This window comes from Saccharococcus sp. Marseille-Q5394, from assembly GCF_946901335.1.
GTDB classification, from domain to species: domain Bacteria; phylum Bacillota; class Bacilli; order Bacillales_A; family Planococcaceae; genus Sporosarcina; species Sporosarcina luteola_C.
Window position 1 is genome coordinate 1,188,862 of the sequence record NZ_CAMPPQ010000001.1, and the last position, 11,407, is coordinate 1,200,268.

Here is an 11,407-nt window from a genome sequence, read left to right on the forward strand (position 1 = left end):
ATGAGGAAAGGGTTTTGTGACAGCTAATATGTAGTTCAGTTCAATTCCATACGGGGTTAGTTAAATAGCGCATATTAATCCTAATAAAATGAATACTACTTGTGAGGTGAATTATATGATTTTGAAATTATTTCTTGCTGTAAATATCTTAACAGCACATCTGCCATTTATTAATCAAGAAAGTCCTATCACAACACCCACACCCTCTATTAAAAGGATTTATACAGATTATCCAAAAGACGGGATTTGGGTGCTCATTCCCAAAGGGACAAAACAAATAACATTTTATGTTGAAGCAGAGAATACAGAAACAGTCTTATTCTGGTTGATTCCAACTGGTACTCAAACTTGGACAGAAAGAAAACTCATCGGATATGACATTCGAGAAAATCCAACTGATAGTAATTTTTCTTTAACTTGGGCTATTGATAAGCCATACCTTCATGATCATTTACACGTTCAAGCTCTGGGCGACGAAATTCTAGAACAGGACATAATCAATTTATCTATGGAGTAAGCTTGATACCTGTTCAACTGCGTAACCCGATAAATGAATAATGAAATCGCTATTGCGAAAGAAGGCGGTACGTTCAATTGACTCTCTATACACAGCATTTGATCACCCGACCGATTTCGCCTCAAACAAATACAACTCATCTCTGTCCAAAAACAGCAGCTTGCTCTCCCGGTTGTTCACTAATTGAGGTTCCATCGTCGTACCATCCGGTTTAATCAACTCAATTTCATGAGCGACCTTAAATTCATCGCCTTCTCGCTGCAGCTCAAAAAGTGATCGGTGTCCCCATCTATCCTCATACGCAACAATTTTCTCCCCGTCAACCGCAAACGATTTGAAACCTATACCTTCAGGCGAATAATACGCTGTCCGCCCCTCTATTCGCACTCCAATCTTCGAATCAATGCTAAAGTAAAACCAAATCCCGCCGTCAGCATCACCATTTAGTGCTAAACACTCAAAAATGTAATAATCCTTGTCATCTTCAAGTGAATCCATCTTTCGGCCAGTCGCATCCCAGCCAACGAGCCCGCTGCTACCGATCGGCTCTTTCCATCCATAATTACCATGGACCCCTTCATCAAAGTACCCTGTCCAGATCTCCTGATTCCCAGCCACATACACATGCCAAATTCCGTCACCTAAACAAAATGACCGGATCAACTGCCCATTTTTATCATACACACGTGCGTTTTCTTCAATATTCTCAGAATCATGATAATACGACCGCGCACCTACAAGCAATATATGTTCATCATCAATCGGTTGTATGTAATGATAATTCCACTTCTCATCCGGCAAATGCAGCACCGTCTTCTGCCCATCCTTAAGATGCACGACATGATACCTGTAGCTTTCTTCCGTAACCGTAGCAGGGAAACTGCCGTTAATTAACGGAGGCCGCTCTTCTGCCAGCAGGACGAAAACATCGTTATGATGGCCGATTGCAATCGAAACAGGATTTGCGTATTTCAGTTCTTCGTTCAGGTTCGCTACGGGGCTTATCGGCATTTTAATGGTTGAATTCATTATCTTTCAGCCGCCTTTCTCAGATATAAGTTCACCTCTACTCTCCTCTCTATACCACAAATCAGAAGAAATTCCTGCCTTTTCATGCAATAAAAAACGATGCGTCCCTTAAATGAAACGCTTCGGCCATCGTGAAATGTTTGCTATGCAGGCACCTTGAAAAAATCCCATTGCTAAGATGGCGCTTCTAAATTCCTTATCGCGCCCTTAAGACCGTTAAATTTAATACGGCTGTAATTTATATTATTTCGGATAATCGGGTGGCTTCATCGATAATCTTTTATTACTTGGTCAGTTCATATGTTTTTGTTGTGATTGTATCCTTTTATAGTTTAACTAGAGTTCTGCCTCGCACTTTTCCTTCTAATATAGCTGCTAATACTTCTGGCAGCTCTTTTAATGAGATTTCATTTACCATATCTTCATTTAACGCTGTTGGTTTCAAATCATCACCTAAACGATTCCAAATTTCTAAACGCTTCTTCATTGGATATTGAACCGAGTCAATGCCAAGCCAATTAACACCTCTTGAAATATGAGGAAATACAGTTGTGGAAACTTCCATTCCACCTGTAAAACCACATGTAGCTACAGACGCGCCATATTTCAATGTACTTAGAATGTATTGGAGAGTTTTCCCGCCTACAGGATCGATAGCTCCAGCCCATTTTTCTTCGCGCATGGGCTTACTGTCGTTATCTACAACTTCATCACGATGAATGATTTGTTTTGCTCCTAATCCTTTCAAATATTGTTCTTGATTTAATTTGCCCGTACTAGCTACAACATCATAGCCTTTTTTAGCTAAGATATTTACAGCAATACTGCCCACTCCTCCAGTAGCACCTGCTACCAATACAGGACCATGACTAGGTTCTAATCCATTATCTTCAAGTCTTTGCACTGCTAACGCTGCTGTAAATCCAGCTGTTCCAAGAATCATGGATTCCTTTAAAGATAAACCTTTTGGAAGAGGAACAACCCACTCTGCTGGTACGCGTGCGATTTCACTAAATCCACCAAAATATCCTGTTCCTAATTCGTAGCTAGTCACTATGACCTCATCACCTGTTGTAAAGCGTTCATCTTTTGAATCAATAACCGTTCCAGCTAAATCGATTCCTGGTACTATAGGGTAGGAGGTTACGAACTTGTTTAGGATGGCTACTGCACCGTCTTTAAAGTTCACACTGGAATATGCTACTCGTATAGTTACTTCCCCTTCTGGCAGATCATCAATACTTAATTGTTTAATTTCTAACTTTGTTTGATCATTCACTTTATCTAATACCATTGCTTGAAAATTATACATTTTATTTACCTTTTCCTCTCTTCTCTTTTTTGTTCAGAGTTTCCTTTTAAAATCATACACGTACTAGTTGAATGAGCTACAAGACTCTCTTTTTCATCGTATATATAGCATTCCAGTAATCCAACAGTTGCACCTTTTTTAATTATTTTCCCCTCGGCTCGAAGTTTCGATTTAAAAACAGGTTTAAGGAAATTCAATTTAATCTCCACCGTCGTAAAAAGTTCGTCATCAGCAAGCGTACTAGCAAAAGTGAATCCCATCGCAGCATCTGCTAGATCGCAAAGTATCCCACCATGTAGGGTGCCCATCGGATTATGCAATCTGTCGGAAGCTTCCATTTCTACAACAACTCTACCTTCTTTAACTTCTACAACCTTGAAACCAAGTGCTTGTGCAACTGGGGGGCCAGGTATTTCACCCGTCATCATCTTCTTTAAGTTTTCTAAGTGATTCATTAACCACATCTCCTAAATAATAAGTTTTAATTTTTAAGTGTATTTTACAATACATTGTGTGGTGCTCATTCAGACACTCAGGATCACCTTAATTTAAGAAGTACTTTCCCCTTAGCTTTACCTGTCTCTGTATACGCTAATGCATGTTTAGCTTCTTCAAAAGGAAACACTCGGTCAATTGTTGGTTTCACTGTTCCCGCTTCTAAAAGTTCTGATAAAATTTCTAACTGCTTCCCGCTATTCTTCATAAAAAGAAAGGTGTATTTTATATCATACTTCTTTTCCAATCCAGTTATTTTCGAACTGACTAATGAAAGAATTGTTTTCTTAATGAAACCAAGTCCCATTTCTTTTGCGAAACGACCATTTGGAATTCCAGCAATAGAAACAATTTTGCCCCCTTTTTTCACTGTCAAAAATGACTTCTCTAATGTTTCACCTCCAACACTATCAATTACTGCGTCATACTCTTTTATGACGTCTTCGAAATTCACAGATTTATAATTAATGATTTTATCTGCCCCAAGTGATTTGGTTAATTCAATTCCTTCGCTAGAAGTCGTTGCAACATACGCTCCCATTTCTTTTGCTAGTTGTATAGCAAAAGTTCCTACGCCGCCTGAGCCAGCATGAATGAGAACTTTTTGACCGTTTTTCACACTCAATACATCATGAAGAGCTTGGTATGAAGTTAATCCAACTAAAGGGATAGAAGCTGCTTCTTCAAAACTAAGGTTTTTAGGTTTTAAAGCAATATCTGCTTCATGAACAGATAGATATTCTGCAAATGTACCCATCTTTTCTGAACGAGGACGACCGTAAACTTCATCACCTACATTGAATTTGGTTACCCCTTTACCAACTTCGATAATGGTTCCACTAAAATCGTTACCTAACGTTAGAGGCATGTCGTATTGCAACAAAAGTTTCAATTCGCCCTTACGTATTTTTGTATCAAGGTGGTTTATACTCGCTGCATGTACTTCCACTAAAACCTCATTATCACTTATTTTGGGCATTGGTCGTTCAATAAAAGTAGGATCTTTTTTATATTCTTCTATTGCAAATGCTCTCACGCCAAAACGCCTGCCTCTCTGCATTAATTCCAAGTAAATCCCAATTTTATTGTTTCAAGCTCCTCTTTTGTTCGCTTATTATAAATCTTATAGTGATGTGGCATTTAAAAATGAATTCACATTCTCAGCAAATAACTCTGGGAATTGGAATAAGTGTCCGTGACCAGAATCAGGATAAATGATCAATTGGGCATCGGTAACTTCTCAGCTAAGATATAACTATTTTTTGTTGGTACCATCACATCTTCGATACCATTCGTCACAAGTGCTGGGTGAGGGATATTTTTCAACCAGTCATAATCTTGATCAGGCTTCGGTTGTGCCCATTTTACAAGTGCTTTTAGTTGAGCTGCTTGTACTTGATCTGAACATTCAACCTGTTTCTGATTCATAATTCGTTGTAGAGACTTCATCCCAGCAGCTTTACTTGTTTCAGTTGAACGATAGAAGAAGAACATGAAATCATCTAAAGCATTGTCTACATTTCCTCCGTGACGGTTCATTCTCTCAAATATTACTGGGTCTGGATTTACCCCTGCTTCTGGAGAAGAACCAGCAATTATAATTCGACGAATAAGATCTCCTTCTTGTAATGCTAATTCTTGTGCAACCATCCCACCGATTGAAAATCCTAAAAGATCAACTTTATTTAAATCCAGTGCTTTAATGAACGTTGCGGCATCCTGAGCCATTTCACTAATCGTTTCTGGTGTTTGCCCATTTGTTTCCCCTACACCTTTATTATCAAAAAGAATAACTGGTCGTTCTTTTGCGATTGGAGCAATCATCTTCGGGTCCCAATTTTCCATTGTCCCTCTAAAATGCACTAAGAAAACAACAGGTGTACCTGTTTCAGTCCCAAATTTTCTGTAAGCAAAACGAGTACCATTCGCCTCTATAAATGTTGATTCGGTCGGTATTGTGAAGTTTGACATTTGAATTCTCCTTATTTTTAATTTTGTTTGATCACATGAACCCTTTGAGAATGACCGTTCTAGAATTAATAAAGAAAAAAGAAAGTGCTAATCTAACACTTTCAACATTAAATCAAGGACACTTTCTAATTCCTCTTTTGAATAGTTCGTTTTAACCATGACCCTTAAACCAACAAGGTTATTATGAAGCAATTTGGCAGTAATTTGAGGATTTAGCTCTTCATTCAACTCTCCTTTTTTTTGGCCTTCTAAAAGCATTCGCTCGAACATAACCTCAGTATCTTTAAACATTGTTGTCACTATATGTTTAATATCTTGGTCTAGTAAGGATAGCTCTACAGCAGCATTTACTGATAGGCAGCCTGTTGGGTAGACGTCTAATTCAGCTGATTGTATAACATAATTAAAAACATCCCGAACAGCTTTCTTTACTGTTGTAGAGTTACTGATAATTCCAGTAAATTTTTCGATAACAAACGTTTCATAATAAGTTAAAGAAGCTAAGAACAGTGAGCGTTTATCCCCAAATGTATCATATATACTTCTACGATGGATGCCCATATAATCAACCAAATCTTGCATTGTTGTTTTTTCATATCCTTGCTTCCAGAAGAGTTCCATCGCTTTTCTGAGGACGACTTTCTCATCAAATTCCTTATTTCTTGCCATTTTACTTCCTTCTCCTTAATGGGCAATTTCATTTTAGAACGATCATTCTATAATTAGGGTACACCATTTAAAATGATTAGTAAAGAATCAATTACTTTTCTTTTTATTTTGTATAACAGCTCCGTTAACGTAAAAAAAATGATTCATCTTAACCACAAAGTATCTGATTACTTTTTCAGTTAACCTGCCAAGTTAGTTTAAGTGAAACCTTTCACAACATGTAAATTCGGAATAACGAGAACACTTTGCGCGGGAACGAGAACTTTTCTGCGAAGAATGAGAAGTCTTTGTACGGAAACGAGAACTGTTAACAATGAAACGGGTGAAAAATAGCGTTCGGCTATTTTTCACCCGTTATTTTGATCAACGGCGTTAATGTATCTGAAAGCAGATGCAATTCATGCATTGGTCTTGTCATCGCTACGTATAACAGCTTCCGATCGATCGGATGGTCACGAAAAGGTTCGACGAATGCGGCGATGATGACGGCGTCGAACTCAAGGCCTTTTGATAAGTGGCTTGGCACGATGAGAAGGCAATCCCCGTTTATGTCGGAATTCTCGCCTAGTAATTGGACGGGCATGCCCGACTTTTCAAGCTGCTTGAAGATCTTCTCGGACTCTTTTCTGCTTTTACAAATTAAAGCAATTGAGCGGTGTCCCCTGCTGAGGATTGCTTCATAGATTTCATTCACCTTAGAGGCATTGAGTGCGGAAAGATTATAAAACTCCGGGTCGCTGCCATGGCGGACGACCGGTTCAACAAGTGGTAAATTTTCGTCCATCTGCGCAAGAACTTTATTCGCGAGTTGCATGATTTCGACTGTCGTCCGGTAGCTTTTTTGCAAGGTGGTATACGTGGCACGCGGGAACATTTCCCGAACGGGTTCCCATGACGTCAACGCCCGGTAGCTATGGATCCCTTGTGCCAGATCCCCGACCATCGTGAACATATCCGTTTCCAGTCCGTCCTGCAATGCAGCAAGTTGGAATTCGCTGTAATCTTGCACTTCATCGATGAAGACGACACGCATTTTCCATTCATCCGCCACGCCTTTCAGCTTGGCATGAAGGAAGTACAGGGCTGCCAAGTCTTCTGTCTCCCATGCATCACTAGCTTGCGCGTCAAAAAAAGCATCCCTTTCCGAATCGGACCAGTGGCATGCCAGTTCATTATGTAATTGCGGATTCGTCAGCCAATCCCTGTATAAGCTTTTTATATTGAACTTCTTAAATCTCTTCATATAAGAAGAAACGGTCTTTTTCCCTTCCTTTTCAATAGAAGGAAGACGTTCGTCACGTTCATCCATGACCCTTGTAATACGTGCCTTCCGCTTCTCATCATCACGGATGCCGTACAGCGCTTTATCGAGCGCTTCTTCATATTTGTCAGATAAGAGTTTATAGAGTTGTTTTCGTTTCCGGTTCACTTCAGTCTGCATAATGAGCTTGATACGTTCAATCCTTTTCTCGAGAGGCATATAGTTGAAGTCTTGCAGGAACAGCTTCTTCAGGCGGGAAGCCCGGATGATCCGGTATTTTTCAATATAGACATCTTCAAAGAGGGCCGCAGTTTCCTGTTCCAGCTTGTCCACATATCTTTGCATAATCTCACGGTAACGGAGCGTCCCTTTCATCCGTGCGATGAAAAGCTGTTCTTCATTCACGGAGTCAGCTGCTGTCAACAGCTCTAGCTTTTTATTCGGATCAGCCAGTTTCAGCTTCAGACCAGTAGCGTCCAAAACGTATTCGGCAAATGTCGTTTGGCAAATACGTCCGACACCCAGTTCAGGGAGTACGTCTCCGATATATTCCATGAACAGCCGGCTCGGCGCCAAAATCATCAGTTTCTCCGATGGAAAATCGGTCCCCATCGTGTAAAGGAAGTAGGAGATCCTGTGAAGGGCGATTGTCGTCTTTCCACTGCCTGCAGCACCTTGGACGATGATTGGCTGTTTCAGATTCGCGCGGATGATTTCGTTTTGCTCCTCTTGGATTGTCGAGACGATTTCGGTCAATCGGACGTCCGCTTTTCCCGACAATGCTTCCTGGAGCAATTCATCATTCGTCGTTAAATCGATATCAAGGACATCCAGCAATTCTCCTTCTTCGATTTTGTACTGACGCTTCGAATATAGATGTCCACTGATTTCTTCGTCGCGCACTTTATACGTCAAATCTCCCAGTCTGCCATCATAGTAAACATTAGCAACAGGCGAACGCCAATCGACGATGATCGGTTCCTGTGTTTCCTGATGAAAAACAGATGTTTTGCCGATATAGAGGAATTCATCCTTCTCCCCTTCCGCCCTAAAATGGATACGAGCGAAATAAGGTTTCTGCTGAATCGCTTCAAGCCCTTCCTTTTGGGAGCGGGCCATTTCAAAAAATCGAGTGTTCGTTAGGATATTAATGTAGCTCAAACTCGAATCCAAATAGTCCAAGTCGGCCATCGCATGGCGAATTTCATCTTGAGAGGATTGCACGCCGCGCATCGACTCCTCAAGGAGCTTTTGCATGTAGTGCTTCGTGTAGTCAAGGCGCTGTAATTCAAACTCAAAATCGGGATGTTTCTGCATGGACAGTCCTCCGTTTTGCGTATTTTGCGTCCTGCTTTTCGGGCGAGATGTTGGGGTTTACTTGAGACAGAAATTGATTGTACCATTATGCGATGTTTTAGGCAATATGATTTATTCAGAATCGTTGTAACCCCTTTCTGACGAAAAATAAAAGACCCCATTTTAAAGAAACTGAGATCTTTCATAATGAAATTCTATACAATTGACATACTGTCTCGCTTAGAATGACAATTCAACTGACAAAAACTCAGGCAGTTGCTTTTCACGCTTGTCGAGCATAATCTGTTCGGAGTTAATGCCTTGCTCACGCAGTACTTCAATGTTCTGCACAAGGAATTCGTCGCTGCCGACAACATAGAAGAGACCTTCCTTGTCTGCAGCAAGATTTTTCACTTCTTCATAATAGTCTTTACGGTTATCGACGAACTGTGATGTGAACTTCTTGTCAGGTGCGGATGCGAAAATATCTGTGAAAAGGTAGTTTCTTGATGAGTCGATGTTGAGGGAATGAATTTGATTGACATTGTCCGCACGTGCGAAATAATCAAGAACAATCGGTCTGAAGGTTGCCAGGCCGACACCTGATGACAATAGGTACACATTTTTGTCTTCTCTTTTAAGCGGTACATTCGAGTGCGTTTTAAATATGGCGACCTTATCGCCCACTTGATGTTTCCTTAAAACTGATTTGAATTCAGAACATTGCTCTCTGATGCGTGTTGTAATACCGATTGAATTTTCGTGTGGCACAGTAGAAATGGACATGTGGCGAATCAAGCCGCGGTTTGGTTTTTCTCCCGCATTAAAACCTTCCAGTGCGAAATGGGTGTGGGAGCCCTCTTCCCATGTGAAGCCTTCCGGACAGTCGAGCAAGTACGTTTTGACCTCAGACGTTTCTGCGATAATCTTATTTATTTTCGTCCAGTAAATTTGCATTATCTAATCCCCTATTTAAATTATTTGTTTTCTTACTATTAACTATACACTAATTGATAACGTTTATCAATTAGAGCTGTTAGATAGGGTCGAATATACTCTTCAATAATAAAAAATCCCCACGCCGTTTGTTTGGCGTGGAGACTTTCATCAGACTGTAAAACGTCCCATATCGTTTTGTAGTTTTTCTGCTACCTCGGATAGTGTTTGAGCACTCGAAGCGATTTCTTGGTTGGAAGCCAATTGTTCTTCCGTCGATGCACTTGTCGATTGTGCTTCGGTTGATGCTTGCATCGCAAGCTCTTGCACTTTTTTAGAGCTTTCCATCACTTGCTCGCTCATCGTACGAATCTGTTCAATAGCGGCGGACACTGTTCCGACTTTGCTGCTAACATCATTTGAGGCCAATTCGATTTCATTGAATACTTCATTGGTCTTTTCAGTGATGCCCAACCCTTCTTTGACTCGATCGGTGCCGGCTTCCGTGCTGTCAACCGCCAAAGTGACGTTTTGAATAATGGCGTCGATCATTCGGCCGATTTCTGCCGCAGAGGTTTTCGATTGTTCAGCAAGGTTCCGCACTTCATTCGCCACTACAGCAAAGCCTTTGCCCTGCTCCCCCGCGCGAGCCGCTTCAATCGCTGCATTCAATGCCAACAGATTTGTTTGCTCGGCAATACCCGTTATAAGCCCTGTTACATTTCGGATCTTTTCCGAATGAACCGCCAGATCAGTAATGATCTCCGAGGATTGCTGGATGGATGTTGATATGTTGGACATTTGATCGGTTACATCTTTCATGAGGCCCGCGCCTTCTCTCACAAGTCGAGAAACCTCAACAGAAGAAGCGAGCATCGCGGCATTGTCATTTGTAATTTGAGTGATGCCGTTTGCCATTTCACCCATTGCACTCGCGGAATCATTGACAAGATTCACTTGCATATCGCTTGCAAGTAAATTCTTCTCAGCTATTTCAGCTACCATTTCGGAAGCAGCAAGACTCTCTTCGGAACTTGCCGTCAACTGTTCGGCTTGTGCGGCTAACTGGTAAGATGAATCTCTTGTGTTCATAATGATAGTTCGTAGATCAGCCTTCATTTCGTTGAAGGCGGTCGCCATTTCACCGATTTCATCCCGATTTTTAATCAGCAAAGGCTCTTCTGCAAAATCCCCTTGTGCCAACTTCTTTAATGCATCTGTCATTTTGCTGACAGGTCGAGTAATGATGTTGCTGATCAGATAAGAGATGATCATGCTCAGAATGGTTATCAGACCGAGAACTCCTATAATGAAAATGCCTGTCGATTTCACCTTTTGTTCAATCTTATCTTCAGCCTCAAGCATCTGCTCACGTTGGTAATTAATCAATCTTTCCGCATTTATCATAAAGAGGCTTTGATGAGGCTCCGCTTTTTCGGCCAAAACGAGCGCTTCCCCATCTTTTCCTTGATTGAAAGCTGCAAGTGCCTCTTCAGAATAGACTTTGTATTGCTCTGATGCTTCTTTTAACTCCTCAATTAAGACTCTGCTTTTCTCTGATTCGAGAGAGGAGTCCATTTGCTTCAATTTTTCATCAACTGATTCTAGCAATTCGCTGCGATTCTTCAAATACTTCGTTTCTTTATATAGTAAATAGCCACGCAGATCATTAGACAGCTCAGTTTGATTGGTTGATAGCTGTTCTAGCAGTATTACTTTTTCCATCCGATCGTTAATAAATGACGTATACTCTTTGCTAATGTCTGGAATCGTTAAATAATTCAAGGCTCCTGCGGTAATCATTAAGAGTAATAAGGATAGGAAGCCTGTCCACAACTTTTTCCTTACTGAATATCTCATATTTATCCCCCTATATTCGTAACCCATCATCATTATAAACTACTATCTTCACTCCGCATAG

10 protein-coding genes are annotated in these 11,407 nt (G+C 40.7%); 1 reads left to right on the top strand and 9 read right to left on the bottom strand.

The window, feature by feature from the left end; all coding sequences use genetic code 11:
* Positions 1 to 115: 115 nt before the first annotated feature.
* Entirely contained in the window at positions 116 to 517 is a 402-nt protein-coding gene (locus OC538_RS05955; protein WP_262173663.1) for a hypothetical protein, read from the top strand.
* Between the two features lie 102 nt (positions 518 to 619).
* On the opposite strand, the gene OC538_RS05960 is transcribed toward OC538_RS05955, so the two are convergent.
* From OC538_RS05960 to OC538_RS06000, 9 genes are all read right to left on the bottom strand, one after another.
* The gene (locus tag OC538_RS05960; RefSeq protein ID WP_262173664.1) at positions 620 to 1,546 is read right to left on the bottom strand and encodes a hypothetical protein; all 927 of its coding nucleotides are present in this window, start codon (positions 1,544 to 1,546) and stop codon (positions 620 to 622) included.
* Between the two features lie 325 nt (positions 1,547 to 1,871).
* Positions 1,872 to 2,858, bottom strand: coding sequence for an acryloyl-CoA reductase (locus OC538_RS05965; RefSeq protein WP_262173665.1), 987 nt, complete (start codon positions 2,856 to 2,858; stop codon positions 1,872 to 1,874).
* A gap of 5 nt (positions 2,859 to 2,863) precedes the next feature.
* The gene (locus OC538_RS05970; RefSeq protein ID WP_262173666.1) at positions 2,864 to 3,313 is read right to left on the bottom strand and encodes a PaaI family thioesterase; all 450 of its coding nucleotides are present in this window, start codon (positions 3,311 to 3,313) and stop codon (positions 2,864 to 2,866) included.
* Positions 3,314 to 3,396: 83 nt separating this feature from the next.
* Positions 3,397 to 4,389, bottom strand: coding sequence for an NADP-dependent oxidoreductase (locus tag OC538_RS05975; protein WP_410055850.1), 993 nt, complete (start codon positions 4,387 to 4,389; stop codon positions 3,397 to 3,399).
* Positions 4,390 to 4,571: 182 nt separating this feature from the next.
* Positions 4,572 to 5,324, bottom strand: coding sequence for an alpha/beta fold hydrolase (locus OC538_RS05980; protein ID WP_262173668.1), 753 nt, complete (start codon positions 5,322 to 5,324; stop codon positions 4,572 to 4,574).
* Positions 5,325 to 5,411: 87 nt separating this feature from the next.
* Complete coding sequence (locus tag OC538_RS05985) at positions 5,412 to 5,993, bottom strand: TetR/AcrR family transcriptional regulator (RefSeq protein WP_262173670.1); 582 nt, start codon at positions 5,991 to 5,993, stop codon at positions 5,412 to 5,414.
* 340 nt (positions 5,994 to 6,333) lie between these two features.
* Positions 6,334 to 8,571 carry an RNA polymerase recycling motor HelD gene (gene helD, locus OC538_RS05990; protein WP_262173671.1) on the bottom strand — a complete coding sequence of 746 codons (2,238 nt, stop codon included), beginning with the start codon at positions 8,569 to 8,571 and terminating at the stop codon, positions 6,334 to 6,336.
* A 219-nt stretch (positions 8,572 to 8,790) separates the two neighbouring features.
* The gene (locus OC538_RS05995) at positions 8,791 to 9,507 is read right to left on the bottom strand and encodes a dihydropteridine reductase (protein WP_251694010.1); all 717 of its coding nucleotides are present in this window, start codon (positions 9,505 to 9,507) and stop codon (positions 8,791 to 8,793) included.
* A gap of 150 nt (positions 9,508 to 9,657) precedes the next feature.
* Positions 9,658 to 11,346, bottom strand: coding sequence for a methyl-accepting chemotaxis protein (locus OC538_RS06000; protein WP_262173673.1), 1,689 nt, complete (start codon positions 11,344 to 11,346; stop codon positions 9,658 to 9,660).
* Positions 11,347 to 11,407 lie beyond the last annotated feature (61 nt).